We start from the raw sequence: 25,625 nt of genomic DNA, 5'->3' as shown, positions 1-25,625 counted from the left end.
GTGGATCGGACCGGGCGCGGGGTGCGGGCCGGGTGGGCGGTGCGGACCGGGCGCGCGGTGCGGGTGGGCGGCCCGCGGTGCGGTGCGCGGGCCGCGGCGGATCAGACCGGCTTCAGCCGCAGCGCGACCACCGGGTTGGGCACCGGGCTGAAGTAGGGGTCCTGCGGCGTGGGGAAGCCGGTCGCCTTCGCGGTGCTCCAGTTGCCGTAGCTGCCCCAGTAGAACATCGGTATCCACGGCAGGTTCTCCACGAAGATCTTCTCGATCCCGTCCAGGATCTGCTGCCGCTGGGCGTCCGTGGTCGCCTTCGGGTACTCCTTGAACAGCTCGGCCGCCTCCGCGTTCCGGAACCGCTCGATGTTCTGGTACGTCGGCGTCGCCTTGCCGAGCGGGAAGTACAGATTCGGGTTGATGGTGTCGTAGTAGTAGGAGAACGCCCGCGGCGCGGAGTTCACCGGGTAGCCCATCGTGGAGTCGAAGTCACCCTTGGCGGTGCGGGTGTTGATGTCGTTCACCGTGGTGGTGTCGATGGTGAGCTTGATGCCGATGTCCTTGAGCTGGGAGATCAGCACCTGCACCCGGGAGGCGATGTCGGTGTACGCCGACGGGAAGGTGATCGAGAACTCCAGCCGCTTCCCGCCCTTGCGGTAGTAGCCGTCGCCGCCCTTGGTGTAGCCGGCGTCGGTCAGCGTCTGGTGCGCCTTGCCCACGTCCTGGGTGAAGTCGAGGCCCTTGTACTGCGGCGCGATCGACGAGGTGTACGCGGGCATCGGCAGCCCGGTGACGCTGGTGGCCGGCGGGGAGGCGGTGGCCGCGCCGACCTGCTTGCGGTTCACCCCGAGGCTGATCGCCTTGCGCACCGCGATGTCGCTCAGCGGCCAGCGCTCCAGGTTGGGGATCAGGCCGTCGGTCCCGGCCAGCGGCGCCCAGTAGTTGTTGTGCTTGCTGCGGCTGAGGTACGTCCGGTCGGCGTTGGCGATGTACGTGCCGCCCCAGTCCGCCAGACCCTGGACGAGCGCGTTCGTCATGCTCTCGTTGTCCTTGTACGCGACGAACCGCAGCGACTTGATCTGCGCCTTCGGCTGCCAGTACTCCTCGTTGCGCACCAGCGTGAAGCTCTGCGGGGAGAACTGGTCGAGCTTGTACGGGCCGGTGCCGACCGGGTTCTTGTCGGTGTACGTGACCGGGTTCTTCACTGTCGACCAGATGTGCTTGCTGACGATCGGGACCGACACCACTTCGGTGAAGAACTGCTCGGAAGGCACGTCGAAGGTGAAGACGATCTGCGCGGGGCTCGGCGAGGTGACCGTGCTGAACTTGACGCCGCCCAGGTTGAGCGCCCCGTTCTGCTTCAGCAGGGTGTAGGTGAAGATCACGTCGTCGGCGGAGAACGCCGTGCCGTCCGTCCACTTCACACCGGTCTGCAACTCCAGCGTCAGCGTCTTGTTGCTGTTCGACCAGCGCCAGGACTTCGCCAGCCAGGGCAGGTCATGGCCGATGTTGACGGTGTTGATCTGGACGAGCGGCTCGTAGATGAAGCCGCCGGACCCGGGGCTGGTGTAGGTCAGTCCCTGGGCGGTGTTCTCCAGGAACGGGTTGAAGACCTGCGTGAGGTTGTCGGCCTGGGCGGCCACGGTGAGCGTGTCGCTGCCGCCCGAGCTGCCGCCGCCGGACGGCTGGCAGGCGGACAGCGCGAGGGTGCCGGCGCCTGCCAGCGCACCTGCGAGGACGCCGCGTCTGGTCATGCCGGACGCGAGGGGCGACTGTGAAGTGGTCACGTGCGTCTGCTCCTTGGAAGTAGGGACAGCGGATGAGCTACGTGCGGGCCGGCGGGGTGCGGCCCTGGGGAGATCAGGAGGCGGGTGCGTCCGGAGTGTCGGATGCGTCCGGCGAATCGGGCGTGGCGGCGGTCGCCGGCGCCGGTGCGGTGGCGGGGGTGGGCGCGGTGGCGGTGGCGCTGCCGGTCGCGGTGGCGACCTCGGCCACGGGTGCGGTGAGGTTCGCGACGGCCTCCGCGTTGTCCGCGCGCCTGGCGCGGGCCTCGGGGTCGTCGGCGTACAGCCAGCACCGGGCGGTGTGGCCGGGGGAGAGCTCGAACGGCTCCGGCACCTGGCCGGCGCACCGCTCCATCGCGTACGGGCAGCGCGGGTGGAACCGGCAGCCGGACGGCGGGTTGATGAGGCTGGGCGGCTGCCCGATGTCCCGGACCCGCTCCGCCCCGACCCGCGACGGGTCAGGCGCGGACGCGATCAGCAACTGCGTGTACGGGTGCGCCGCCTGCTGCGTCACCGCCTCCGACGGGCCGGACTCGACCACCTGGCCGGCGTACATCACCGCGGTGTCGGTGGCGAAGTAGCGGGCGGAGGCGATGTCGTGGGTGACGTAGAGCATCGCCGCGTTGCGTTCCTCGGTGAGGCGGCGCAGCAGGTTGAGGATTCCCAGCCGGATGGAGACGTCGAGGCTGGAGACCGGCTCGTCGGCGAGGAACACCTCGGGGTCGGCCGCCAGCGCGCGGGCGATGGACAGCCGCTGCAACTGCCCGCCGGACAGCTCGTGCGGGTACTTCGCGGTGAACTGCCGCGGCGGCACCAGGTTGATCTGGGTCAGCAGGTCGTCGATGACCGCGGTCCGGTCCTTGCCGTGCTTGCCCGGGTGGTGCAGCGCGACCGCCCGCTTCAGGGTGCCGGCGATCGTCGCGACCGGATTGAACGAGCCGAACGGGTCCTGGAGGATCAGCTGGACCTTGCGCACGTGGTCGCGGAAGGCCCGGCCGCGCAGCGCCCGGACCGGCTCGCCGTGCAGCCGCACCTCCCCGCTGGTGAGCGGGTAGAGCTGGGCGAGCAGCCGGGCGAGGGTGGACTTGCCCGAGCCGGACTCGCCGACCAGCGCGGTGATCCGGCCCGCGTACAGCCGCAAGGACACGTCCTCGACGGCGTGCACCACCTTGCGCTCGGCGCCGCGCACCGGCAGTCCGCCGCGCACCGGGAAGTGCTTCGTCACGTGGACGGCTTCCAGCACGGGCCGCTCGGCGGCGGTGCCGCTGGTGCCGCCGGCGCCGGTGGCCGCCGTGGCCGTGGTCTCAGCGCTCATCGGGTCTCACCTGTCGCCAGTTCGTTCGGGGTCGTCTCGGGGTGCGCGGGCCGCGCCGTGCCGGGGCCGGCGGCACCGGGTTCCGCGCCGGCCTTCGCCCCGGGTGCGGCGTCGGCGTGCAGCAGGCAGGCCGCCAGCCCGGTGCCGCCGCCGGGTCCGCCCACCTGGTACAGCGGCGGCACCTGCGTGGCGCAGGCGTCGAACGCATGCGGACAGCGCGGCCGGAAGGCGCACCCGGTCGGCAGCCGGCGCAGGTCGGGCGGGGAGCCGGGGATGCCGGTCAGCTCCCGCTTGGGCCCGCCGAGGGTGGGGAAGGACGCCAGCAGCCCGCGGCTGTAGGGGTGTTGCGGACGGCGGTAGAAGTCGTCGGCCGGCGCCATCTCGACGACCTTGCCGCCGTACATCACCGCGATGGTGTCGGAGAGTTCGATCAGCAGCGACAGGTCGTGGGTGATGAAGACGACCGAGAAGCCGAGCCGGTCCTTGAGCTCCATGATCTTCTCGATGATCTGGCGCTGGATCACCACGTCGAGCGCGGTGGTCGGCTCGTCCATCACGATGATCTCGGGGTCCAGTGCCAGCCCGACGGCGATCATCGCGCGCTGCCGCATCCCGCCGGACAGTTCGTGCGGGTAGGAGTTGGCGCGGTCGGCCGGGATGCCGACGATGCCGAGCAGCTCGATCACCCGGGCGGCGCGCTCGGGCGCGTTCATCTTCGGCCGGTGGGCGACGATGACGTCCTCGATCTGCGCGCCGATCCGCAGCACCGGGTTGAGCGCGTGCATCGCGGACTGGAAGACGATGGACAGCTCCTCCCAGCGGAATCCGCGCAGTTCGGCGTCGTCCATGGCCAGCACGTCGACGGTGTCGCCGTCCGGGCCGGTGTAGTGGACCTCGCCCTGGCTGATCTCGGCCGGCGGCTTGTGCAGCCGGGTGATGGCGTAGGCGAGGGTGGACTTGCCGGAGCCGGACTCGCCCGCGATGCCGAGCACCTCGCCGCGGCGCAGCCGGAACGACACGTCGCTGACCGCCGGGGTGCGGCTGCCGCCCTCGCCGACGTACTCCACCCGCAGGTTGCGCACGTCCAGCACGACGTCGGTGCTGTCCTGGGTGAACGGGGTGGGGGCCGGCCGGCGCACCCGCGGGCCCTGGTGCTTGACGCGGCGGGTCCGCTTCGCCGACACCTGGCCGCGCTGGGCCTTCTTGGTGCCGATGCCGGCCTGCCGCAGCCGGGGGTTGATGAACTCGTCGATGCCGAAGTTGACCAGGGACAGCGCGGTGCCGAGCACCGCGATCGCCAGCCCGGCGGGCACGAACCACCACCAGGCACCGGTCAGCAGCGCGCTGCCGGTCTGCGCCCAGTACAGGATCGTCCCCCACGACCACTGGGTGACGTCGGCCAGGCCCAGGAACGCCAGGCTGGCCTGGGTGAGGATGGCCATCGTCACCGTGCCCAGGAAGGACGCGGCGATCACCGCCACCTGGTTGGGCAGGATGTCCTTGACGATGATCCGCCAGGTGGGCTCGCCGGTGGCGCGCGCGGCCTCCACGAAGTCCCGTTTGCGCAGCGACAGGGTCTGCGCGCGCAGCACCCTGGCGCCCCAGGCCCAGCCGGTCACGGTGATGACCAGGATGATGCCGAGCGAGCCGCTGTGCGGCAGGTACGCGGCCAGGATGATGGTCAGCGGCAGGCTCGGCAGCACCAGGAACACGTTGGCCAGCAGCGACAGCACCTCGTCGCCGAGGCCGCCGACGTAGCCGGCGGTCACGCCGACCGCCACCGACAGCACGGTGGTGAGCACGGCGGCGCCGATGCCGACCAGCATCGAGGCGCGGGCGCCGTAGAGCATCTGCGACAGGACGTCCTGGCCGTTCTGCGTGGTGCCCAGCCAGTGCGAGCCGGACGGCCCGGCGAGGGTGGTGTCGCTCACCGACGAGGGGTCGTACGGTGAGATCCACGGCGCGACGACGGCCAGCACCACGAAGATCAGCACGATCACCAGACCGGTCAGGGTCAGCGGTGAGCGCAGCAGGCGCAGCCAGAGACGGTCGGGACCGGCGGAGGACTCGGCCGCGGGGCCGGCGCCGGCGGTGTCGGGGACAGCGGCGTCGGACTCGGCCAGGGCAGCGGGTTGCAGGGCCATGATCAGCTCTCCCTTGTCCTCGGGTCGAGGAAGACGTACGCGATGTCCGCGACGAGGTTGGCGACGAGTACCAGCACGGTGATCAGCAGGAAGATCGCCGACATCAGCGGGTAGTCGGCCGCCTGGGCGGCCTTGAAGAGCACCGATCCGATGCCGGGGTAGTTGAAGACGACCTCGGTGACGATGGAGCCGCCGATGACGAAGCCGAGGGACATCGCGAAGCCCGACAGCGACGGCAGCATCGCGTTGCGCGCCGCGTAGGTGTACATCACCCGCCGCTTCGACAGGCCCTTGGCCTCGGCGAGCCGGACGTAGTCCTCGCTGAGCGTGGTGACCATCATGTTGCGCATGCCGATCAGCCAGCCGCCGATCGACGCCACGGTGATGGTCACGGCCGGCAGCACCGCGTAGTTGATCGCGCTGCCGATGAAGCCGCTGTTCAGCCCGATGTGCTGGTCGAGCGCGTAACCGCCGGACAGCGGGAACCACTTGAAGGTGATCGCGAAGAGATAGACCATGATGATCGCGAACCAGAAGTACGGGATCGACGACAGGAACGTCGTGATCGGCACCAGCGAGTCCAGCCAGCTGCCCCGCTTCCAGCCGGCCAGCATGCCCAGCGCGGTGCCGATGACGAAGCCGAGCACCGTGCAGATCGTCACCAGGATCAGCGTCCAGTACATGCTCTGCCCGAGCACCGTGCTGACCTTCGACGGGTAGTAGGCGTAGGAGGTGCCGAAGTCACCGGTGAAGACGCTGTGCCAGTAACTGACGTACTGCTGCCAGAGGTTCTGGTCGGACTGGCCGAACAGCACCCGCAGCGCGTGCACCGCGGAGGGGCTGAGCTTGCCGTGGAACTGCTGGATCAGGTTGTCGGCCGGGTTGCCCGGCATGATCCGCGGGATGAGGAAGTTGAGGCTGATCGCCGCCCAGGCGGTGAGCAGGTAGAAGGCGATCTTCCGTAGCAGCGTGCGCACCGGTCACTCGCCTTCACGATCGGGTCGACAGGCCCAGCGGGCGGCGCGCCGCACCAGCTCGCGCATAGCGGGCTCGCCCCAGATCCGCATGTCGTGGCCGAGTTGGAGGTAGCAGACCCGGCCCTGGCCGTACTGTCGGGTGTGCAGCAGGGGTTCGGTGCCGGTGGCGGTCTCCCGCCAGGCGACCACCTGAGCGTCGTCCGCCGTCGCCAGTTCGTAGTGCTCGTGGGTCACCTCGAACGGCGCTATGCCCGCGGTCAGTTCGTGGTCCGGGTCGAGCCGCACCTCGAACCGGCTCTCGTGCGGCAGCGGCCCGTGCGAGAGGTAGCGGCCGCCGATCAGCTCGGCGAGCAGCCGGTCGCCCGCGTCCAGCCGGTCCGGCGGCGAGGCGAGGACCGTGGTGGAGTGCAGCGCGACCAGGCCGCAGCCGCCGTGCACCGCCCGCGCCAGCGCCTGGCGCTGCCCGGTGGTGAAACGGCCCAGCGCGGTGTACAGGACGATCACGTCCGCGTCGGCCGCGCCGTCCAGCGGGGCGGTGCCGAGCCCGGTGCGGGTCGCGAAGCCCTCTTCGGTCAGCGTGCTCTGCAGCACGGAGGCCGCGGTGAACAGGTCCTCGTACACGTCGTCGCCGCTGATCACGGCGAGGGCGGTCGGCCCTGCGGGGCGGCCGGCCGGGGCCGCGGCACGGGCGCGGTGCCCGGCGGCCCGGGCGGCGGGCCTCGCGGGGTGGCCGGCCCGGACATGGCGGGGCTGGGATATCTGCATGCGCAGGCTCGATTCAGTAGGTGGAGCGCAATTCACCGGTAGGGCTCCAGAAGCCCTCTGCGCGCCCGCTGGTCAGGGCGTTGTCCATCCGGTCCAGCGGCAGCACCACGCGCCGCCTGGACCTGCTGCTCTCATAGGTGGCGAAGATCAACTCGGCGCCGCGCAGCGCGTGTTCGGCGTGCAGCGCCGGCCGGCTGCCGGTCCGCAGCGAGGCGACCAGGTCGCGGATCGCGTCGGCGGTGCCGGCCACGATCGCGGGGTCCACACCGCGGTCCCAGGTACGGGAGTCGGTGTCGAACGGCGACTCGCGCAGCAGGTCGTCCTTGCCGAAGCGCCGCAGCAGGGTGCGGGCGCCGCGGATGTCGGCCCGCCCCCGGGTGCCCTGGACGATCAGTCCGAGGCCGTTCTCCAGGTTGAGCGCGGAGGTGTGCGGTTCGCGGCCGGTGGAGACCACCGCCCGTACCCCGTCCGCCCAGCCCACCTGGGTCAGTGAGGCGGTCTCGGTGAAGACGCCGTACACGTAGCGGTTCACCGAGACGTCGATCTGGCCCAGCACCCACTCCGGGGCGGCGTCCTGCCGGTGGAAGAGGATGAGGTCGAGGATGTGGGTGCCCCAGTCGAAGAGGTTGGGGCAGTACCCCTCGACGGTCACCACGTCGCCGATCTCGCCCTGCGCGATCCACTCCCGGGCCTGCCGCTGCACCGCCTCGAAGCGCCGCTGGAGGTTGAAGGTGAGCTGCACCCCGGCGTCGGCGGCGGCGGTCACCATGGCGACGGCGTCGCCGTAGCTGAGCGCCATGGGCTTCTCGCAGTGGATCGCCCGGGCGCCCGCCGCGATCGCCGCCCGCACCACGTCGAGGTGGAGCGCCGGCGGCGTGCAGACGCTGACCAGGTCCGGCCGGGTGGCCGCGAGCAGCTCGCGGAAGTCGCGGTGGACGGCGGGCACTTGGAGTTCTGCGGCCAGCGCCTCGGCGGACGCGGTGTCCACGTCGGCGAGACCGGTCAGCGCCACCCCGGGGGTGGCGAGATAGCCGAGGGCGTGCACCCTGCCCTGCGAGCCGGCCCCGACGACAACCGCCGACAGGTCCGCACTGGAGACCCGCATGGAGTCGTCCATGCATACCTCACCTTCTCCGGACGCTAGTGATGGTGTGCCAAACGCATACCACTTGGCGACATCTTATTCCGAAGAGCGGCTCTGTCTAGGGGTCGAACAGCAGGTAACGCGGCGGAAACTCGACCCATAATCATGATGTTTGGTCGAAAAACCGGACAAGTGGGATGGTGGATTCGGCCATGATCGCCTTGCATGGGGGCTTACCACTTAGAACCAGATGGCTACACTGACCCGCACCACTCAGACAGGAGACTCGTATGAAGTTCAGTCAACTGATCGGCCCCCGCACCTCCGAGGTCGTCACCGCCGACGACCCGGCCCCCGGCGACGGTCAGGTGCTGGTGGACGTACTGGCCTGCGGAGTGTGCACCTCGGACATCGGGCCGTGGCTCACCCACGACCCGGCCGCGCCGCCCGTGCGGCTCGGCCACGAGATGGTCGGCAGGGTCGTCGCCACGGGACGCGACGCCGCCCGCTGGCAGCCCGGCGACCTGGTGACCGGGCTGGGCGGCGACGGATTCGCGACCCGCGCGGTGCTGGACGCGAACGCGGTCCTGCCGGTGCCGGCGGGCATCGAACCGGCGCACGCCATCGGCGAACCCGTCGCGACCCTCGAAGAGGCCCTGTCCCGCACCCCGATCGCCCCCGGCGCCCGCGTCGCCGTGGTCGGCCTCGGCTTCATGGGGCTCGGCCTCGTCCAGCTCGCCAAACGGCACGCCCCCGGCCTGCTCGTCGGCGTGGACCCCGACCCGGCCCGCCGCCGGCGCGCGCTCGCCCTCGGCGCCGACCTGGTCTTCGCCCCCGACGAACTGCCGGCGGAATACCGCACCGATACCAGCCGTGCCACCGACGCGCGGCCGGAGATCGTCCTGGAGGCGACCGGGGCCACCGGCGGGCTGAAGACCGCGGGCAGCCTGGTCCGCCCGTTCGGCACCCTGTGCGTCGTCGGCTACCACCACACCGGCGACGCGAAGATGGACATGGACCTCTGGTACAAGGCCGTCACCGTCGTCAACGGCTTCTGCCCCGACCGCACCCGCCTGCTCGCCGCGATGCGCCAGGCCCTCGACCTGGTCGCCGAGCGCCGCTTCAGCTACGAACCGCTGATCACCCACCGGTTCGGGCTCGACGACGTGGACGAGGCGTTCCGCATGATGGAGGAGGCCGGGCCCGACTTCGTCAAGGGCGTCGTGCTGTTCTGACCAGGGCAGCCGTGGCCGGGCCGCGCCGGCGGCCGCGCGGACGACGTACGTGTGACGACCGCGCGCACGACGTACGCGGCCACGTCCTCGTGGCCGAGGCGCGCGCGGCGGGCGCCGTTACGACCGGGCGAACGACGTGCGCAGCCGGTAGCGGTCGCCCGCGTACTGGATCGTGGAGACGAACAGCGGCTCCTGCTGCGCGCTCAGCGCCAGTTGCCGCATCACGAGCACCGGGTCGCCGGGCGCCAGATCGAGGTGCTCGGCCGCCCGCTCGTCGGCCTTCGTCGCCTCGATCGTGCTGTCCGCCCGCACCGGCTCCACCCCGGCCGCCGACAGCGTCGAGTACAGCGACCGGTCCTGGAAGTCGACCTCCTCGATGTCCGGCACCAGCGCCCGCCGCAGCCGGGTCAGGTCCAGCGCTATCGGCACGCCCTCCAGGAACCGCACCCGCTCCAGCCGGAACAGCGGAGTGCCCGGGGCGATGCCCAACTGCTCCGCCTCGTCGATGCTGGCCGGACTGGTCTCGGCGCGCAGCACCTTCGAGTGCGGGGTGAGGCCCATCCGGGTCGCCGTCTCGCTGAACGACTCCAGGCTGTTGGGCCACTCCTTCTTCTGCGCGTTCCGGGCGACGTACCAGCCGCGCCCGTGCGACGGGTTCAGCACACCGGCCTCGACCAGGCTGCCCAGCGCCTTGCGCAACGTCACCCGGCTGATACCCAACTGGCGGCACAGCTCGCGCTCGGGCGGCAGCCGGCCGCCGGGTTGCAGCACCCCGCGGTCGATCTCGCCGCGGATCACGTTGACCGCCTGAATCCACAACGGCTCGGGATAGCCGGGCAGTACGGCGCCGGAGACCTCAGGCGAGTCAGTCATACGGTGAAGCCCCCATGGTGATCTGCTCCGGTGAACAAGCGCGGATCACCTTAGCTTCACCGGCCACTCTCTGGCCAGAAGCCACCACGCGGGGTGGCGAAGCCGGTCCGGCACCCTTCGGCGGTCGGCGCCGCCCGGATCGCCGCCCCGCGCCGCGGCTACGACAAGGTCGCGGACGTCCCGGTGAGGTGCCCGCGCAGCAGGCCGAGGATCGGCGCGATGTGCCGGGTCAGGAAGAAGTGCCCGCCCGGGTACACCTCGAACTCGAACCCGCCGGTGGTGTGCCGCGCCCACTGGCGCGCCTCGTCGAGCGTGACCTTGGGGTCCTGGTCACCGGTGAGCACCGTGATGGGGCAGTTGACGCTCGCCGCCGTATCGCAGGTGTAGCACTCGACGGCCTGGTAGTCGGCGCGCAGCGCCGGCAGCGCGGCCCGCATCAGCTCCTCGTCGTCGAGCAGGACGGACAGGGTGCCGCTGGTCGCGCGCAGCTCGGCGATCAGCCCGGCGTCGTCGAGCAGGTGCAGCGCCTCGTCCCGGTGCGTGCACGGCCCGCGGCGCCCGGACAGGACGATCCGCGCCACCGGCCGGCCCTCGGCCTCCAGCCGGCGGGCGGTCTCGAAGGCGAGGACGGCGCCGAGGCTGTGCCCGAACAAGGTCAGCGGGAGCCCGTCGTCCGCACGCAGGATCTCGGCCATCCGGTCGGCGAGCACGGACATGTCGGTGATCGGCGGCTCGGTACGGCGGTCCTGGCGGCCCGGGTACTGCACCGCCACCACGTCCACCTCGCGGCCGAGCGCCGTCGCCACCGGGTGGAAGAAGGGCGCCGATCCGCCGGCGTGCGGGAGGCAGACGAGGCGCGCGGTCGGGTTCTGTGCGGGGACATAGCGGCGGCACCATTGACTTTCCACGGAAGACATGCTGCTCCAACGTCGAGTTCGGCTTCCGCCGAACATAACAAGACGGTCCTCGGTCGCACACTGGGCAGTTGACTGGACATTGCCGCGGCGCTCCGGCGTGGTCTCACCGTGGTCTACCCCCTCACCACCGGACCCTGGGGCATCCGGCGCTTCTTCGTCCGAGCAGCGGACGGAACCGTCATCAACGTCCACGGCCACGCGTGAGCCGGAGCCGGAGCCGTGGCTGAAGCCGGAGCCCCAGCTGGACCCGGCGGCCGCATGCGCGGGTGCGGACGTACGTACGCTCGGTGGCATGTTGCGATGCGGCGTGTGCGGGGCGGGGGAACTGGGGCCGCTCGGTGAGTTGATGACGGACAACAGGGTCGGCGACCAGCGCCACCCCACCTTGCGGTTCCGGCGGCCCGGGGTGCTCAGGCGGCGCCCGGAGTACACGGCGCGCCGGGGCCGGGCCTGCCTGTCCTGCGGTGCCCTGACCGCCTTCCTCGATCCGGAGGACCTCAGGAGCTACCGGGCGGAGGCGGATCGGCTCATCGAGCCGGAGTGACCGGAGGGATCGGAGCGAGCGAGGTGACCGGAGTGACCAGGATGACCGGAGGGGCCGGGGTGGCCACGGCCCGCTCGTCGGATTTCCGCTGCCCGCCGCCGTGTTGAGCCGCGTCGGTGAAGTGGCGGACGTGCGGTCGGGAACTCGCCTAGTGTGTCGGGCGGGACACCGGTGGAATCTCGGTCATGGGGGGCAGAGGATGGCTGTCGGTCGGGTGATCCGGTTCGACGGGACGCGCGGGTACGGCTTCATCGCCCCGGACCGCGGTGGCGACGACGTCTTCCTGCATGTGAACGACCTGCTGATTCCGGAGTCGTCCGTGCACTCGGGGCTCGCCGTGGAGTTCGAGATCGAGGACGGCGAGCGCGGGCCGAAGGCTTCCGAGGTGCGGCTCGCGCGGGAGGCGGGGAGCCCGCCGGTGCGGGCACTCGTGCCGGGGCAGCGGACGTCGCCCGCGCAGGCGAGCGCGGCGACCGCCTCGCCGGCCGAGAACGGCGAGGACGGCGAGGAGAAGACCTGCGACGTGCTGGGCGCGACCGAGTACGGCGCTGAGCTGACCGAGCTTCTGCTGGGCTGCGTACCGAAGTTGACAGGACGTCAGATCGTCGCGGTGCGGGAGAGCCTGGTGCGGTTCGGCAAGCGGCAGGGCTGGGTCGAGGGCTGACCGTACGACCGCCCGACCTTCCGCGGACCGGCCGCTCGACCGGCTGACCTTCCGTCGACCGCTCGACCCGGTGGCCGGCATGTTCGTCCCGCTCTGGCGGTCGACCCACCGAGTGCCGGCGCAGCTCCAGCGCGTGCTGGAACCCGAAACCGGTGACGGGGGCCGACCCGGCGACGGGGACGGACCCGGCGCGAGCGGCGTGGCCAGGGTCGTGCGCGCGGTGCTCGCGCCCCGGCTCCGCCGGTGGACCAGGTGGCCGGCCGGACCCGGCGGCGGATCTCGACCGAGGCGGAAAACGGGATGCGGTCGGTCCTGGCGGGCGCGGACACTGGACCATGTTGATGGATCACTGGCCCCTGCTGGGCCTGCGTCTGACCACTCCCCGGCTGGAATTGCGGCTGCCCTCCGAGGAAGAGCTCGGTGAACTGGCCGACCTGGCGGCCGGGGGCATCCACGAGCCTGACAGGATGCCGTTCATCGTGCCTTGGACGGATCTGCCGCCTGCCGAGAGGGCGCGTTCGGTAGTGCAGCACCACTGGCTGCGGCGGGGGAACTGGTCCGGGGACAACTGGGATCTGAACCTCTCCGTCTTCAAAGACGGCCGCGTCGTCGGCCTTCAGGCCATCGCCGCCCGTGACTTCGCCGCGCTGAGGCAGGTCAGCACCGCCTCCTGGCTGGGCATCCGCCATCAGCGGCAGGGAATCGGCACCGAGATGCGTGCCGCCGCGCTGCATCTGGCATTCGTCGGGCTGGGTGCTGCCGACGCGCTGTCGGGGGCTTTCGAGGACAACGCCTCCTCGTTCGCCGTGTCCGGGAAGCTGGGATACGAACCCGACGGCGTTGACCAGCTGGCGGTTCGAGGTCGCCGCGTGACGATGCGCCGCCTGCGGCTGAGCCGGGCCAGGTGGGAGACACACCAGCATGTCTCTGTCACCGTCGCCGGTCTCCGGCCCTGCTTGCCGCTCTTCGGCCTGCCGGACAAGGCAACGGCCTGAGCGCTGGACCTGGGGTTCGTGGCAGGCGGAGTGGGCCGGCGAGTCGAGATGCCGAGCGCCCCACCCACGGCACGCCCCTTTACGCCGCCGCACGGACCCATGGGGGCGCCCTGGCTCGGTCGGGGGCGGATCTTCGGCGGCCGCTGAGCGATTCGGACGCGATCCGGTGTGCGGTACGGCTAGGGTGGGCGCGGAGGTGAGTCCTGTGCCCACGGAGAACGAGCTGTTCAGCGCGGTCGACGCGCTGCTGGAGCGTGTCCCCTCGGACGATCTGCCGCCGCCCGCCGAGCGGAAGCGGCTGCGGGAGGCGGCCGGGCTGAGCCAGGCACAGATCGCCGGGGCGGTGGACACCCGGCGTGAGGCGGTGGGCCGTTGGGAGGCCGGGCTGAGCGAGCCCCGGCCGCCGCAACGTGCCGCGTACGCCCGGCTGCTGGAGGGCCTCGCGGCTCGTTTCCCCGCACCCGCGCCGTCGGGCGACGCGGCGGCGTCCGCAGGCGCGGAGGCTGCGGCCCCGCCGCCCACCCAGCCGCCCGCGCCCGCGCCGGCACCTGCCCCCGCCCCCGTCCCCGCCCCCGCGCCGCGTACTCCCATGGCGCGGTCGGCGCCCGCGCGGCGCACCGCGCCGAAGCGGCCACCCGCCACCCCCGCGGCGGCCCCGGCCCGGGCCGCCGCCGACCCCCGCTTCGCGCACGGCCCGCTCGGCGTCCTGGACGGCGACGGCCAGTTGTACTGCGCCGGCGGCCTGGTGCTGCAGTGCCCTGCGGGCACGCTGCCCGAACTGGTCGAGTGGACCCTCGCGGAGGCCAGGCTCGGCGCGGCCCGACTGCACCACTCGGGCAAGGACTCCGACCCGCTGGTCGTGCTCACCACCGAGGCAGCCGGTCGACTGGGCCTGCCCGAGCGGCTGGAGGACCGGCGCTCGATGCGGCTGCCGGAGGACCACCAGGTCGTACGGCAGATCGGCAAGGCGAAGTGGCGGCTCACCCAGCGCGGCTTCGGGCCGTGGGCACGCGTCTACCGGCCGGCCGTGGGCGGACAACGGCAGTGCGTGCAGTTCGCGGTGCTGCCGTGGGGCGCGCTCGACGCGCGTGCCTGGGGCGAGGCCGACCAGTTGCCGCCGGCGGAACTCGCCCGGGCGCTCTCGGCGTACGCGGCCCGCGTGCTGACCCCGCGCGGGTCCACCGCGGTCGCCGGCCTCGAACTGATGGCGGCGCTGCGGCCGCCGACGCGGGCGGTCCGCGACGACGCGACCGGCACATGGGTGTCGGGTCCGGTACCGGGCTCGCTGACCGTGGCGGTGGACCCGGCGCCGCCGGAGGCCCCGGACGAACACCCGGTCGTCGCGGCGCTCCACCCCCGTACCCACGAGCGCACCCCGGCCGAGGTCCTCGACGAGGAGGCGTACGACTGGGTCCGCGCCACCGAACTGCTCACCGACGCCGAGTGCGCGCGGCAGTTCGCGGTCGGCATCGACGTGAACACCGCGTTCCTCGCGGCCGCCAACCGCCTGGTCGTGGGCCTGTCCGGACCCGAGTACGTACGCTCGCCGCGGTTCGACAAGACGGTGCCCGGCTGCTGGCTGGTGGACCTGTCCGGGATCGAGCTGGACCCGCGGCTGCCGTCACCGTTCACCCCGCACGGCCGGCGCCCCGAGGGCCCTGCCTGGTACGCCACCCCGACGGTGGCGTACGCGCAGGAGCTGATCGACACGTACCGGCTGCCGGTGCGGCTCGACCCCGTCGAGGCGTGGCTACGGCGCGCGGCGGGCCCGTACCTCGACCCCTGGTACAAGCACCTGGCGGAGGCGTACAAGGCGACGATGGCCGACCTCGGGGTGACCGCCGACCTGGCGCCCGGCGACTTCCTCGCCGCGATGGCGACCCACAAGGCGGGCGACCCGGGGATGGCGGCGGTGCTGTCCGCGATCAAGTCGACGGTCAAGGGCGGCATCGGCAAGCTCCGCGAACGCCCCCAGGGCGCGAAGTACCGGCCCGGCGAGCGCTGGCCGGCGCTGGAACGCCCGAGCTGGCGGCCCGACATCCGGGCCGCGGTCATCTCCGCCGCCCGCGTCAACATGCACCGCAAGCTCGTCAGGACCGCGCTGGCCACGAGCGGCGGCCCGCCGCCGTCGGGGGCGGTGGTGTTCGGCGCGGACGCGGTGCTGCCGATCGCGGTGCTGTCGGACTGCGCCGTCTACCCGTCGGCCGGGCCGTCGCCCCTGGACGTGCTGCCCTACGATCCTGCGGGCAAGCCCGCGCCGGGCACCTTCCGGCTCGGGGTGTCCCCGGGGATGGTCAAGCACGAGGGCACCCAACCGCTGTACTGGGCAGTGGAGTTGCTGGAGCAGCAGCACAACCCCGCCCGGCACGTCAAGGGCGGGGACGCGGTCCTGGACGAGGGGGAGTAGCCGGTGGGCGTCATCCAGGACAGCCTGGACCGGGCGAGCGCGGCCACCGCGACCCGCCCGCTGCCGAAGAGCGCGGGCGCGCGGATGCGGTTCCTGCTCAGGACGGAGAAGGGCTCCACCCGCGCGGTCGCCGCCCGGCTCGGGATCTCCCAGCGCACGGTGGAGCGCTACATCAAGGGCACGCTGCGCCGGCCGCGCAAGGATCTCGCCGCGCGCCTGGAGCAGGAGGTCCGCAAGGACTGGCAGCCCCGCGTGCGGCAGCGGGCGCGGAAACGGGCCGCCACGTCGGGCGGCATCGTGATCGAGACCCGTGCCCGGTTCGGGTTCACCGCGGCCCCCGGCTCGACCGACGACGGCCGGATGCGCCGCCTCACCCAGCACCTGCCCCCCGCCTACGCGGCCCGCCTGTTCGACGCGCAGTCCGCCGGCGCCACCGAGCAGCAGCTCCAGGCGATCGCCGCCGAGGGTCTCCAGGAGGTCTACTTCAAGGACCGCGGCCGCCGCGCCCACGACCTGGAGGTCGAGTTCACCGACATCGACTACGTCGAACTGGACTTCTGAGCCCCCGTCCGGTCAGGGCGCGGGCGTGGGAGCGTGATGAGCCGAGGCGCGATGGTTGTCATATAGGCGGGATTGCTGTCACCGGCGGGCTGTGAGTGCATGGAGGGTTGATCCGCCGTTTGCGGCTTCACTTTCCGGCCTGGCGGGCGCAGTGGCGGGCGACGGTGTCGGCGAAGGCGCGGGCCAGGGGGGAGAGGGCGTCCCAGCGGCGGACGGCCCAGCCCGCGGTGAGCGCGGGGAGGGCGGGGATCGGGATCAGCCGCAGGTCGGGGTGGCCGGGGCCGGTCCACTCGGGCAGGGTCGGGACGAGCGCGTGGCCGAGCCCGAGTTCGGCCAGCAGGATCGCGGTGTCCCAGTCGGTGACGCTGGTGTCGAAGATCGGCCGGATGCCCGATTCGGCGAGCCATGAGCCGAGTTGGATACGCGCGGTCGAGTTTTCCGGCAGGCCGATGAGCCGGGCGTCTTGCAGGTCAGCGGGTTCGATGAGGGATTTGGCGGCGAGGGGGTCGCCGGCCGCGACGGCGAGTGACCAGGGCAGGTGGACGACGGGGCGCTGCTCCACGGCGCTGCCTGCCGGCCGCAGGGTGATCCAGGCGAGGTCCACCGCGCCGACGGTGAGCGCGTCGAAGCAGCCGCGGCTGGAGGTCTCGGTCTGGAACTCGAGACTGGCTCGGGGGAAGCGCCGGCGGAAGTCGACCACGGCGGCGGCCATGAAGTGCCGGACGGTCGTGGCGCCGGTGGTGACCCGTACTGATCCGCCCTCTGCGCGGGCGAGTTCCTCGATCCGGCGCACTGCCTGGTCGATGCGCCCCAGGCCCTCGGTCACCGCCGTGTGCAGCAGCCGCCCTGCCGAGGTCGGCGCAATCCCGCGCGGGTGGCGTTCGAGCAGGCTGAGTCCCAGTTCCCGCTCGAGTCGCTTCACGTGCTGGCTGACGGCCGACTGCGTACAGCCCAGGTCACGGGCGGCACCGCTGAGCGAACCGGTTCGGCAGGCGGCGGCAAAGGCACGGAGATCGTCAATTGTCACGGGACCCAAGTTATTGCTTGGGTATGCCCTAGCAAACCCGTGGATTGACTTGGGTCCCGGCAGGTTTGATCATCGTTCCGGGCCCAGGGCGGCAACCCGCCCGCTGTCTCTTCCGCGATCCGGACGCGGTCCTGCATGCGGGCGGGTGCCGACCCACCACGGGCCCGACCGGCTTCCCGGCCCCCGCCGCCCCACCTCTCGACTCATTGACTTCCCGGATAGGAGCACACATGAGCACCAGCAGGACGACCGTGGCGGTTCTCGGCCCAGGCGGCGTCGGTGGGCTGGTCGGCGCGCTGCTCGCCCGTGCCGGACACCGCGTCGTGTGCCTGGCGGGGGAACAGACCGTTGCCGTGCTGCGCCAGGACGGGCTGCGCGTCGACAGCAACCGGTACGGGGAGTTCACCGCGGCGGTGGAGTCCGACACCGAGTTGCGCGAGCCGGTAGACGCCGTCTTCGTGACGGTCAAGCAGACCGCGCTCGCCGAGGCGCTCGACCGCATCCCGGCCGAGGTGCTCGGCACGGCGGCCGTGGTACCGCTGCTCAACGGCCTCGACCATCTCGCCGTACTGCGCGAGCGCTTCCCCTCTGCCCAGGTCGTCGCGGGCACCATCCGGGTCGAGGCCACCCGCACGGCGCCTGGCCGCATCGCCCACACCAGCCCTTTCGCCGACCTTGAACTCGCCGCCCCCCTGGAGGACTTGGTGGAGCTGCTGCGACAGGCCGGTCTGGGCGTGACCGTACGCGAGGACGAGAGCGCGATGCTCTGGGACAAGCTGGCCTTCCTCGCTCCGTTCGCCCTGCTGACCACCCGCCACCAGTCCGACGTCGGTGCCGTCCGTGATCGGCACCGACCCGAGCTGCTCACCGTCCTCGACGAGATCGCGGCCGTAGCCCTCGCCGCCGGCACGCCGGTGCGCGCCGAGGGGCTGCTCTCCTTCTTCGACCGCGTCCCCGCGACGATGAGGTCCTCGATGCAGCGCGACGCCGAGGCCGGCCGTCCGCTCGAACTCGACGCCATCGGCGGAGCCGTCCTGCGCGCCGGAGCCGCCCACGGCATCGCCGTCCCGGCCACCGCCCGACTGGTCGCCGAGGTGGCGCAGTCCGCACAGCGGGTGGCCTGATGAGGCGGCCCGCTCCGGCACGACGGCCCCGGGCCGAGGAGTTCCTGGCCGCCCGCGGCGCCGCCCGGACAGCCCATCCGGGCGGAACGCTCCTGGACCACCTGCACCGCGTCGCCCGCTTGCTCTCCGCCTGGGACGCCGACCCCGACGTCCAGCTCGCGGGGCTGTGCCACGCCACCTACGGAACGGACGGATTCGACGGGTCGCTCCTGGGCATCACCGAGCGCGGGGTGCTCGCCGAACTGATCGGCGATCGCGCGGAGGCCCTGGTGTACCTGTACGCAAGCTGCGACCGGTCGGCGGTCTATCCGCTCCTGGGCACCGGACTTCCGGTGGTCTTCCATGACCGCTTCACGGGCCGGGAACACACTCCGGCCGAGGCGGACCTGCGCGCCATCGTGGAGATCACGGCCGCCAACGAGCTCGACGTGCTGGCCCACCACGTCGGGCTGGCCGAACGCCACGGCCCGGCCCTCTACCGCCTGTTCGCCCGCTCACGCGATCTGCTGTCCGCGCCCGCGTGGAACGCCTGCGCCGAACATCTGGCCCGGTACGCCCCCGAGCCGGGGTCGTGATCAGCGGCCTGGACCACCTGGTGCCGACCGTCACCGACGTCGAGCGGACCACCGCCTTCTACCTTCTACCAGCAGGTCCTCGGCATACGGCCCGTCACCTTCGGGGAGGGCGCCGCGCGCCGAGCTTCGGCGGCAGCAGGATCAACCTCCACCGGGCAGGCCGCGAACACCTTTCCCACTCCGCCCGACCCACCCCCGGCAGCGCCGCCCTCTGCCTGGTCACCGAGACCCCGCAGGAACAAGTGCTGGCCCATCTGGCCGCCTGCGGGGTACCCGTGGAATTCGGCACAGCGCGGCGTCGGTGCGCCGAAAGCTCAGGAGTCGTCACCGGAGACGCCGGATGAGCCGGCGTTCCCGGGCACTTTGGCCGTGCCCTGCTCAGGGCTGAGCCCTTCCACGGCGAGGCGGAAGAGGCGGCCGGCCTGGGCATCGGGGTCCTGGTGGTGCTCGGTGGCCAGGGCGATGCCGACGGACAGGGTCAGCAGGTCGTGGAAGGTGACGTGCGGCGCGACCGCCTTGTCGCGAATGGCCCGCTGGAGCAGGGGAGTTCCGGCCGCCTCGATCCTGCTGCCACAGCTGCTCGGGGCGGGATTCTCGGTGGGGGGCTCGTAGCTCAGGATATGGGCGAAGCCGCGGGCCGAGACGGCGTAGAGGACGAAGGAGTGGAGCCACTCCAGGAGTGCGGTCCGGCCGTCCTCGGTCGCACTCAGCCGCTGGGCGCGCTCGCACAGCCCCTCGATGCGCTCCTGGAAGACCGCTTCGAGAAGGGCACGGCGGGTGGGGAAGTGACGGCGCACGGTCGCCGAACCGACGCCTGCGGTGCGGGCGATCTGCTCCTGGGATGCCTCGGCGCCGTGCGCGGCGACCTCGGCCTCGGCGACGGCGAGGATGCGCTGGTAGTTGCGTCGGGCGTCCGAGCGCTGTCCGGTCATGATCCCTCATTGCTAAACGGCGGGCCACGCCATATCTTAGCGGTACGCGAAACGGCGGGCCCCGCCGTTTTCTCTCTCCGGTCCGCGAGGAGCACCTCCATGCCCAGCAGCAGCGAAATCGTCCTGGTCACCGGCGCCACCGGCCAGCAAGGCGGGGCCACGGCCCGCGCACTTCTGGCCGCCGACGTGCCGGTACGTGCGCTCGTACGCGATCCGGGGTCGCGGCCCGCCCAGGCGATCGAGGCGCTGGGTGCCGAACTGGTGCGGGCGGATCTTTCCGACCGGGCCTCCCTCGGCCCGGCGGTCGAGGGGGTCCGCGCGGTGTTCTCGGTGCAGATGCCGCCCATGACCGAGACCAGCGTGGACTTCGCGGGCGAACTCGCCCAGGCCACCAACCTGGTGGACGCGGCGAAGGCCGGAGGAGTACGGCAGTTCGTACAGTCCTCGACCAGTGGGGTCGGTGAGCACACCCGGGTCGCCGGCTGGGCCGAGGGCCGCTGGGCGGCGATGGCGGACTACTTCGACACCAAGCAGGCGATCATGGAGGCGGTACGGGGTGCGGGTTTCGCCCGCTGGACGGTGATCAAGCCCGCCTTCTTCATGGAGAACCTGCCCATGCTGGCGCCCAAGGGGCCCCGCGGCGGACTGCTGACGGTACTGAAGCCGGACACCGAACTGGCCCTGGTGGCCGTGCGGGACATCGGCACGGCCGCGGCGCACGCCCTCCGGTACCCCGACCGGTTCCACCAGGTGGAGCTGGAACTGGCCGGTGACCTGCGCACGATGGAGCAGATCGCGCAGACCTTGTCCGCGGCCTGGGGCGTGCCCGTGACCGCGCCTTCCATGACCGTGGAAGAGGCCCTCGACGCGGGCATGCCGAAGTGGGGAGCCGGACACGAGTGGAACAACGCGGTCCTGCAGCCCGCCCGGCCCGCATTCGCCCAGGAGTTGGGCATCCCGCTCACCACCTTCGCCGAGTGGGCGGATGAGCAGTTGACACCCGTGGCCGGCTAGGGACCTGCCGGTCGTCACCCCGGAGACGGTGACGACCGACCACGGATGCGTCCACCGCAACCGCCACCAGGTCGAAGCCCGCGGTGACGGCAAGCCTGCCTCTGTGGCAGACAACGTGCTTCGGCTCAGTCCGTGAGGGACGTCCACTGCCGTACGGTCCCCTGGTGGGAACCGGTCGCCGTGCTCGCGGCCACGGCCTCGGCGTCCGCGTGGGAACACGGCGCCCGGTCGCGGGTCAACAGGATGAGCGGCCACTCGGGGCCCGCTGCGGTCGGCGCGCCGTCGAAGGCGAGCCGGTTCCAGGGTCCCTCGAAGCGCCAGGCTCGCCCTGCCGTGTCGGCGACCTCGTCGCCGAGCGAGAGGGCCGCGGGTGGCCTCCACGGCATGGAGTGGCCGGCGCCCTTCAGCCGGAGTCGCGCCCAGCTCGTGGCCGGCAACGAAGGGGCACCGCGGGCTCGGTGCGGGGTTCGGTGCGGGGCTCGGGCTCCGTGCCGCTGGAATACGCGCACCCGGTGGCCGGTTGGGGCAGGACGTGAAGGGACCTCTCCAGCCGAGCGGGGGCATACACCCGCTGCTTGCCGGGCGCTTCAGCCCCTACGGGTTCGACCCCTCGGCTGCCGTCGACGACCACGCTCTCGGGCTGCTGCTGGAAGCCGCGCGGTGGGCGCCGTCGGCGGGGAACTCCCAGCCGTGGGGGTTCTTCACCGGCAGGCCGGGTGAAGCGGAGCACGACCGGATCGTTCCGCACCTCGCGCCGAGTTCCGCACGGTGGGCGACGGACGCGGGCCTGCTCGTCGTCACCTTGACGCGCCGCCACGTGGACGCCACGCAGCAGCTGCTCTACTCCGAGTTCGCGGACTACGACCTGGGCCAGGCGGTGGCGCACATGACCATCCAGGCCCAGGCTCTGGGGCTGGACTCGCACCAGTTCCGGGCCTTCGACCTGGAGGGGCTCAGCAAGGAGCTGGACCCGCAACCGGGCTGGGCGATCGTCTCGATGGTCGCGGTGGGCAAGGCCGCCGGCGGGGCGCCGGAGGGCCGCGAGCGGCGAAGCGTCGCGGAGCTGCGTTCGGGTCCGTGGTCGGCGGCGCGGTAGCCGAGCGCAGGAGCGGGGTGGCCGGCGGGGCAGGCGCACCGGGCCGGGGTGGCAGACGGAGCAGGCGCACCGGGCCGGGGGCGGTGGGCGCCGGTCCGGCGGGGCCGTGCCCGCGGCCGTCCGCGCGTGGACCGTGGATAGGATCGCCGGATGGCGCTGCGACCTGTGCAGGTGAACTTCAAGGCCCTTGACGCCTCGGCGGTCGGCCGGTTCTGGGCGGAGGCGCTCGGCTGGAGCGCCCACAGCGGCGGCGTGACCACGTACGCCGGACCGCCCGGCGACCTGGTCTGGCCGGACCCGGTCGTGCTCGGTGTCGAGGTCGTGCCCGTGCCGGAACCCAAGACGGCGACGAAGAACCGCGTGCACCTCGATCTCGCCAGCACCTCCCCGGCCCATCAGGCGGAGCTGGTCGCGCGGCTGCGGGCGCTCGGGGCGACGCCCGCCGACGTGGGCCAGGGCGAGGTGCCGTGGACGGTCCTCGCCGACCCGGAGGGCAACGAGTTCTGCGTGCTGGAGCCCCGGGAGGTCTACCGGGACACCGGCCCGATCGCCGCGGTGGTGGTCGACTGTGTCGATGCGCGGGCCATGGCCGGGTTCTGGTGCGCGGCGACGGACTGGACCGTGCACGAGGTGGACGACGACCACGCGGTGCTGCGTTCGGCCCGGGGCGGCGGACCGTATCTGGAGTTCCTGCGCGGGCCCGACACCAAGACCGTGCCGGACCGCGTCCACCTCGACCTGCTGCCGTACCCCGGTGACGACAAGGCCGCGGAGGTGGCCCGGCTGCGGGCGCTCGGCGCCACCGACCTCGACCTCGGGCAGGGCGACGTCCCGTGGACGTGCCTGGCCGACCCGGAGGGGCACGAGTTCTGCGTCCTCGCCCTGCCGGACGCGGACGCGGAGTCGTGACGGTTCCCGGTACGCGGGAGCCCCGGCAGCCGGGCGTCCCGGCACGTCGGCGGGTGCTCGCGTGGCGGGGTCCGTTCGGCCCGGACGGTTTGACCTTGACACGGTGACAAGGTCTTCACTCCTTGCCGAGGAGGTGGTCGCGATGACGATCACGGCAGGGGACGCGGATGTCGTACGAGCCATCGAGGCGCTGGCGGACGGGCGTTCGTCGGTGCGGCTGCGCGCCGCTCTCGCGGCCGGCACGGCGCCGGACCCGCGCTTCGTCGGCCCGCTCGTCGAGCGGTGCGCGGTCGAGCCCGAGTTCTTCGTCCGCGACACGCTGACCTGGGCGCTCACCCGGCACCCGGTGTCCCTGACGCTTCCCGGGCTGCTCCGCGAGCTCCGCTCGAAGCGTGCGCAGGCGCGGAGCCAGGCGCTGCACACGCTGTCCAAGATCGGCGACCGGCGGGCGTGGCCGGCCATCACCCGCGAGCTGCTGTCCGACGCCGACGACGAGGTGGCGCGGTGCGCCTGGCGGACCGCGGTCGTGCTGGTGCCGGAAGGCGAGGAGGCCGCGCTGGCCGCGGTGTTGGTGACGCAGTTGGGGCGAGGCGGGCGGGAGACCCGGCTGAGCCTGAGCCGGGCGCTGGTCGCGCTGGTCGCGCTGGACGAAGCGGTGCTGCCGGCGCTGCGCGTCGCAAGCGCGGACCCCGACCCGCGCACGCGTACGCACGCCCTCGCCACGGAGGGGCTGCTGCGTGACCCGGAATCGGGGTTCGAGTTCGCGGTCGAGGAGGCGAAGCGCGCGGTGGCGCTCGGCGAGGCGGACCAGACCGGTCAGGTGGGCGAGGCGGGTCTGTCGGGTCCGTCCGGCGGTTCCGGCGACCCCGGCGCCTCGGGTCGGGCCGGCCAGGAGGGACCGTAGGACGTGCTGATCGGTGAGGTGGCGCGGCGCTCCGGGGTGAGCGCCCGCATGCTGCGGCACTACGAGTCGCTCGGGCTGCTGCGCCCGACGGGCCGCACCGGCGCCGGTTACCGGGAGTACTCCCGGGAGGACGTCCGGCGGGTCCTCGACATCGAGAGCCTGCGCTCGCTGGGCCTGCCGCTGCGCGAGGTCGGCCGCGCGCTCGACGACCCCGGCCTGACCCCCTCCGCGCTCGTCGGCGACCTCATCCGCCAGACCCGCGAACGCATCGCGGCGGAGACCGAACTGCTCACGCGGCTGCGCCGGATCGATGCCGCGGAGCCCGCCGGCTGGGACGACGTCCTGCGGGTCATCGCGCTCCTGCGGTCCCTGGGCTCGACGAGCGCCGACGCACGCCAACGCGCGGCGCTCTCCTCGGCCGGCGAGGTCCAGGTGCCGGTGGAGGCCCTGGTCCAGGCGGTACTGAGCGAGACGGACCCGAACGTCGCGGGGGCCCTTCGATGGGCGCTGGCGCGATCGGACGACGGCGCTCCCGCGCTGCTGGCGGAAGGGCTCGATTCGCCGCTGGCCGCGGTGCGGGAACGTGCGGTCCGGGCGCTCGCCGAGCTGACCGGCGCGGAGGCCACCGACCGGCTGCGGGAGGCGCTGGCGAGTCCCGACCCGGCGGTCCGCGGGCACGCGGCGCTGGAACTCGGCACACGTGGTGAGGTCGACGCCGTCCCGACGCTCGTCGACATGATCGTGGCGGGTCGCAACGACACCGACGCGGCCGACGCGCTGAGCAGGTTGAGCACATCGGGCACGGGCACGGGCGCGGGCGCGGGCGACACCGCGACGGCCGACCGGATCGCGACCGGCCTCGTCGACCGCCTCGCCCCGGGCGCGGAGCAGGCACCCGCACGCGGACGGCTGACCCAGGCGCTCGCGGGCATCCCCGGGACGACGGTGACCGCGGCCTTGAGGGAGCTGTCGCATGACGCGGACCGCGCCGTCGCGCTGACCGCGGTGTACCTCCTCCAACGGCGCGACGCACCATGACGGTTCGCGCCGAGCTGCCGGGTCTGCGCTGAGCTGCAGGGTCCCGGCCGAACTGCCGGGTCCCCGTCGGGCTGATGGTTCTTGCCGAACCGGCCTGGGGCGACGGGCTGTTGCGCGCGCTTGAGCCGTGGCGCGGTGACCGCCGACCGGGCTCGACCCTCGGGACCGCCGCGGGCGTCGAGGACTCCGGTTCCGCCCGGGAACGGGTCGGCCTCGCCTCGGACACCTGATCGACGGCCACCCGGTTCGGCGACCTCACCGCCACCGCGATACGCCGGGCGCCGCAGCCGCCACGCGCGAGCGCCAACCGGCGCTCCGCGATTCCGCTTTGGGCCCTGTCTTCCGCGGACGACTCCGGTTCGACCGCCGGTTCCGCCTCCGGTTATCGGTCGGGCGGCTTGCTCCGCTCTTCGGCGTCCGCCCACAATTCCGGTGACCATCCGCGATCGCGCGGTCGCCGTGCGGTCGGCGAATTGCCGCCGCCCGACCAAACGTCCGGTCGTCAGGAAAGTCGGTTGACGGTACACGCTCCTCACCGCCCGCCCGGCGCAGAACAATTGGTACGGACCCCGCGCCGGACGGCGGCCTTACGGGCGGGCGTGGCCGCGGTGGAGCGAGGCGGCGCCCGGGCGCGCGGTCCGATACCGGCCGGTACGCCGCTGCCTGCGAGGACGCCCGAGCTCTGCCGTTCCGCCGCGCGGTGACGGTTCCCGAGAAGCGGCATCCCGGCGGGCGGTGGCCGGCGCCGTG

The 25,625-nt window shown here is 72.6% G+C and carries 25 protein-coding genes and 1 pseudogene; 14 read left to right on the top strand and 12 right to left on the bottom strand.

The window, feature by feature from the left end; all coding sequences use genetic code 11:
- Nucleotides 1-101 precede the first annotated feature (101 nt).
- The 7 genes and pseudogenes from OG896_RS00635 to OG896_RS00605 all read right to left on the bottom strand — a co-directional run bounded on the left by OG896_RS00635 (nt 102) and on the right by OG896_RS00605 (nt 8,093).
- Nucleotides 102-1,778, bottom strand: coding sequence for an ABC transporter substrate-binding protein (locus OG896_RS00635; RefSeq protein WP_329361325.1), 1,677 nt, complete (start codon nt 1,776-1,778; stop codon nt 102-104).
- 73 nt (nt 1,779-1,851) lie between these two features.
- The gene (locus OG896_RS00630; RefSeq protein ID WP_329361324.1) at nt 1,852-3,090 is read right to left on the bottom strand and encodes an ABC transporter ATP-binding protein; all 1,239 of its coding nucleotides are present in this window, start codon (nt 3,088-3,090) and stop codon (nt 1,852-1,854) included.
- Nucleotides 3,087-4,229 carry an ABC transporter ATP-binding protein gene (locus tag OG896_RS00625; RefSeq protein ID WP_329373595.1) on the bottom strand — a complete coding sequence of 381 codons (1,143 nt, stop codon included), beginning with the start codon at nt 4,227-4,229 and terminating at the stop codon, nt 3,087-3,089. The genes OG896_RS00630 and OG896_RS00625 overlap by 4 nt, the downstream gene beginning before the upstream one ends.
- Before the next feature lie 144 nt (nt 4,230-4,373).
- Nucleotides 4,374-5,234 (bottom strand): annotated as a pseudogene (locus OG896_RS00620) (ABC transporter permease); the annotation flags it as partial.
- 2 nt (nt 5,235-5,236) lie between these two features.
- Nucleotides 5,237-6,211 carry an ABC transporter permease gene (locus OG896_RS00615; protein ID WP_329361323.1) on the bottom strand — a complete coding sequence of 325 codons (975 nt, stop codon included), beginning with the start codon at nt 6,209-6,211 and terminating at the stop codon, nt 5,237-5,239.
- A 3-nt stretch (nt 6,212-6,214) separates the two neighbouring features.
- Nucleotides 6,215-6,976, bottom strand: coding sequence for a ThuA domain-containing protein (locus tag OG896_RS00610; RefSeq protein ID WP_329361322.1), 762 nt, complete (start codon nt 6,974-6,976; stop codon nt 6,215-6,217).
- A gap of 13 nt (nt 6,977-6,989) precedes the next feature.
- Complete coding sequence (locus OG896_RS00605) at nt 6,990-8,093, bottom strand: Gfo/Idh/MocA family protein (RefSeq protein WP_329361319.1); 1,104 nt, start codon at nt 8,091-8,093, stop codon at nt 6,990-6,992.
- 257 nt (nt 8,094-8,350) lie between these two features.
- On the opposite strand from OG896_RS00605, the gene OG896_RS00600 reads away from it, so the two are divergent.
- Nucleotides 8,351-9,295, top strand: coding sequence for a zinc-dependent alcohol dehydrogenase (locus tag OG896_RS00600; RefSeq protein WP_329361317.1), 945 nt, complete (start codon nt 8,351-8,353; stop codon nt 9,293-9,295).
- Nucleotides 9,296-9,412: 117 nt separating this feature from the next.
- Here the strand turns inward: OG896_RS00600 and OG896_RS00595 are convergent, their stop codons facing one another.
- Both OG896_RS00595 and OG896_RS00590 read right to left on the bottom strand, forming a co-directional pair.
- Nucleotides 9,413-10,168: a GntR family transcriptional regulator gene (locus OG896_RS00595; RefSeq protein WP_328473481.1), complete on the bottom strand. Its 756-nt coding sequence runs from the start codon at nt 10,166-10,168 to the stop codon at nt 9,413-9,415.
- Between the two features lie 158 nt (nt 10,169-10,326).
- Nucleotides 10,327-11,085 carry a thioesterase II family protein gene (locus OG896_RS00590; RefSeq protein ID WP_329361314.1) on the bottom strand — a complete coding sequence of 253 codons (759 nt, stop codon included), beginning with the start codon at nt 11,083-11,085 and terminating at the stop codon, nt 10,327-10,329.
- Nucleotides 11,086-11,377: 292 nt separating this feature from the next.
- Between OG896_RS00590 and OG896_RS00585 the strand changes: the two genes are divergently transcribed.
- The 5 genes from OG896_RS00585 (at nt 11,378) to tpg (ending at nt 16,256) form a co-directional block, all read left to right on the top strand.
- A complete protein-coding gene (locus OG896_RS00585) occupies nt 11,378-11,629 on the top strand; it encodes a hypothetical protein (RefSeq protein ID WP_329361313.1) in 252 nt (83 codons plus the stop codon).
- Between the two features lie 199 nt (nt 11,630-11,828).
- Complete coding sequence (locus OG896_RS00580; RefSeq protein WP_329361311.1) at nt 11,829-12,293, top strand: cold-shock protein; 465 nt, start codon at nt 11,829-11,831, stop codon at nt 12,291-12,293.
- Between the two features lie 335 nt (nt 12,294-12,628).
- On the top strand, nt 12,629-13,288 hold the full coding sequence (locus OG896_RS00575) for a GNAT family N-acetyltransferase (RefSeq protein WP_329361309.1): 660 nt from the start codon (nt 12,629-12,631) through the stop codon (nt 13,286-13,288).
- A 205-nt stretch (nt 13,289-13,493) separates the two neighbouring features.
- On the top strand, nt 13,494-15,695 hold the full coding sequence (gene tap, locus OG896_RS00570; protein ID WP_329361307.1) for a telomere-associated protein Tap: 2,202 nt from the start codon (nt 13,494-13,496) through the stop codon (nt 15,693-15,695).
- Between the two features lie 3 nt (nt 15,696-15,698).
- Nucleotides 15,699-16,256, top strand: coding sequence for a telomere-protecting terminal protein Tpg (gene tpg, locus OG896_RS00565; protein ID WP_329361305.1), 558 nt, complete (start codon nt 15,699-15,701; stop codon nt 16,254-16,256).
- A 127-nt stretch (nt 16,257-16,383) separates the two neighbouring features.
- Here the strand turns inward: tpg and OG896_RS00560 are convergent, their stop codons facing one another.
- Entirely contained in the window at nt 16,384-17,283 is a 900-nt protein-coding gene (locus tag OG896_RS00560) for a LysR family transcriptional regulator (RefSeq protein WP_329361303.1), read from the bottom strand.
- A gap of 230 nt (nt 17,284-17,513) precedes the next feature.
- Here OG896_RS00560 and OG896_RS00555 point away from each other — a divergent pair, with 230 nt between their 5' ends.
- Nucleotides 17,514-18,407 (top strand): ketopantoate reductase family protein, encoded by an 894-nt coding sequence (locus tag OG896_RS00555; protein ID WP_329361301.1) that lies wholly within the window; start codon nt 17,514-17,516, stop codon nt 18,405-18,407.
- Nucleotides 18,407-18,982 (top strand): DUF6817 domain-containing protein, encoded by a 576-nt coding sequence (locus OG896_RS00550; RefSeq protein WP_329361299.1) that lies wholly within the window; start codon nt 18,407-18,409, stop codon nt 18,980-18,982. The genes OG896_RS00555 and OG896_RS00550 overlap by 1 nt, the downstream gene beginning before the upstream one ends.
- A 314-nt stretch (nt 18,983-19,296) precedes the next feature.
- Here OG896_RS00550 and OG896_RS00545 read toward each other — a convergent pair whose 3' ends face one another.
- Nucleotides 19,297-19,914 (bottom strand): TetR/AcrR family transcriptional regulator, encoded by a 618-nt coding sequence (locus OG896_RS00545; RefSeq protein WP_329361297.1) that lies wholly within the window; start codon nt 19,912-19,914, stop codon nt 19,297-19,299.
- 99 nt (nt 19,915-20,013) lie between these two features.
- On the opposite strand from OG896_RS00545, the gene OG896_RS00540 reads away from it, so the two are divergent.
- The gene (locus OG896_RS00540; protein ID WP_329361295.1) at nt 20,014-20,928 is read left to right on the top strand and encodes an NmrA/HSCARG family protein; all 915 of its coding nucleotides are present in this window, start codon (nt 20,014-20,016) and stop codon (nt 20,926-20,928) included.
- Between the two features lie 125 nt (nt 20,929-21,053).
- Here OG896_RS00540 and OG896_RS00535 read toward each other — a convergent pair whose 3' ends face one another.
- Entirely contained in the window at nt 21,054-21,314 is a 261-nt protein-coding gene (locus tag OG896_RS00535) for a hypothetical protein (RefSeq protein ID WP_329361293.1), read from the bottom strand.
- 146 nt (nt 21,315-21,460) lie between these two features.
- Here OG896_RS00535 and OG896_RS00530 point away from each other — a divergent pair, with 146 nt between their 5' ends.
- From OG896_RS00530 to OG896_RS00510, 5 genes are all read left to right on the top strand, one after another.
- Entirely contained in the window at nt 21,461-22,024 is a 564-nt protein-coding gene (locus tag OG896_RS00530; RefSeq protein WP_329361291.1) for a nitroreductase family protein, read from the top strand.
- Between the two features lie 150 nt (nt 22,025-22,174).
- Entirely contained in the window at nt 22,175-22,933 is a 759-nt protein-coding gene (locus OG896_RS00525) for a VOC family protein (protein ID WP_329361289.1), read from the top strand.
- A 142-nt stretch (nt 22,934-23,075) separates the two neighbouring features.
- The gene (locus OG896_RS00520) at nt 23,076-23,837 is read left to right on the top strand and encodes a HEAT repeat domain-containing protein (RefSeq protein ID WP_329361287.1); all 762 of its coding nucleotides are present in this window, start codon (nt 23,076-23,078) and stop codon (nt 23,835-23,837) included.
- Nucleotides 23,838-23,840: 3 nt separating this feature from the next.
- The gene (locus OG896_RS00515) at nt 23,841-24,875 is read left to right on the top strand and encodes a MerR family transcriptional regulator (protein ID WP_329361285.1); all 1,035 of its coding nucleotides are present in this window, start codon (nt 23,841-23,843) and stop codon (nt 24,873-24,875) included.
- Nucleotides 24,876-24,949: 74 nt separating this feature from the next.
- Nucleotides 24,950-25,105, top strand: coding sequence for a hypothetical protein (locus OG896_RS00510; protein ID WP_329361283.1), 156 nt, complete (start codon nt 24,950-24,952; stop codon nt 25,103-25,105).
- The last annotated feature ends 520 nt before the right edge of the window (nt 25,106-25,625 follow it).

Origin of the sequence: Streptomyces sp. NBC_00669, from assembly GCF_036226785.1 — a bacterium.
GTDB lineage: Bacteria > Actinomycetota > Actinomycetes > Streptomycetales > Streptomycetaceae > Actinacidiphila.
This window is presented reverse-complemented; position numbering and strand designations above follow the sequence as displayed.

What these genes read in the sequence shown, in the direction of transcription:
- OG896_RS00630 (WP_329361324.1), bottom strand. Translation starts at nt 3,090, where the DNA reads ATGAGCGCTGAGACCACGGCCACGGCGGCCACCGGCGCCGGCGGCACC.
- OG896_RS00610 (WP_329361322.1), bottom strand. Translation starts at nt 6,976, where the DNA reads ATGCAGATATCCCAGCCCCGCCATGTCCGGGCCGGCCACCCCGCGAGG.
- OG896_RS00605 (WP_329361319.1), bottom strand. Translation starts at nt 8,093, where the DNA reads ATGGACGACTCCATGCGGGTCTCCAGTGCGGACCTGTCGGCGGTTGTC.
- OG896_RS00600 (WP_329361317.1), top strand. Translation starts at nt 8,351, where the DNA reads ATGAAGTTCAGTCAACTGATCGGCCCCCGCACCTCCGAGGTCGTCACC.
- OG896_RS00595 (WP_328473481.1), bottom strand. Translation starts at nt 10,168, where the DNA reads ATGACTGACTCGCCTGAGGTCTCCGGCGCCGTACTGCCCGGCTATCCC.
- OG896_RS00590 (WP_329361314.1), bottom strand. Translation starts at nt 11,085, where the DNA reads ATGTCTTCCGTGGAAAGTCAATGGTGCCGCCGCTATGTCCCCGCACAG.
- OG896_RS00585 (WP_329361313.1), top strand. Translation starts at nt 11,378, where the DNA reads ATGTTGCGATGCGGCGTGTGCGGGGCGGGGGAACTGGGGCCGCTCGGT.
- OG896_RS00580 (WP_329361311.1), top strand. Translation starts at nt 11,829, where the DNA reads ATGGCTGTCGGTCGGGTGATCCGGTTCGACGGGACGCGCGGGTACGGC.
- OG896_RS00575 (WP_329361309.1), top strand. Translation starts at nt 12,629, where the DNA reads ATGTTGATGGATCACTGGCCCCTGCTGGGCCTGCGTCTGACCACTCCC.
- OG896_RS00555 (WP_329361301.1), top strand. Translation starts at nt 17,514, where the DNA reads ATGAGCACCAGCAGGACGACCGTGGCGGTTCTCGGCCCAGGCGGCGTC.
- OG896_RS00550 (WP_329361299.1), top strand. Translation starts at nt 18,407, where the DNA reads ATGAGGCGGCCCGCTCCGGCACGACGGCCCCGGGCCGAGGAGTTCCTG.
- OG896_RS00545 (WP_329361297.1), bottom strand. Translation starts at nt 19,914, where the DNA reads ATGACCGGACAGCGCTCGGACGCCCGACGCAACTACCAGCGCATCCTC.
- OG896_RS00540 (WP_329361295.1), top strand. Translation starts at nt 20,014, where the DNA reads ATGCCCAGCAGCAGCGAAATCGTCCTGGTCACCGGCGCCACCGGCCAG.
- OG896_RS00535 (WP_329361293.1), bottom strand. Translation starts at nt 21,314, where the DNA reads ATGCCGTGGAGGCCACCCGCGGCCCTCTCGCTCGGCGACGAGGTCGCC.
- OG896_RS00525 (WP_329361289.1), top strand. Translation starts at nt 22,175, where the DNA reads ATGGCGCTGCGACCTGTGCAGGTGAACTTCAAGGCCCTTGACGCCTCG.
- OG896_RS00520 (WP_329361287.1), top strand. Translation starts at nt 23,076, where the DNA reads ATGACGATCACGGCAGGGGACGCGGATGTCGTACGAGCCATCGAGGCG.
- OG896_RS00510 (WP_329361283.1), top strand. Translation starts at nt 24,950, where the DNA reads ATGGTTCTTGCCGAACCGGCCTGGGGCGACGGGCTGTTGCGCGCGCTT.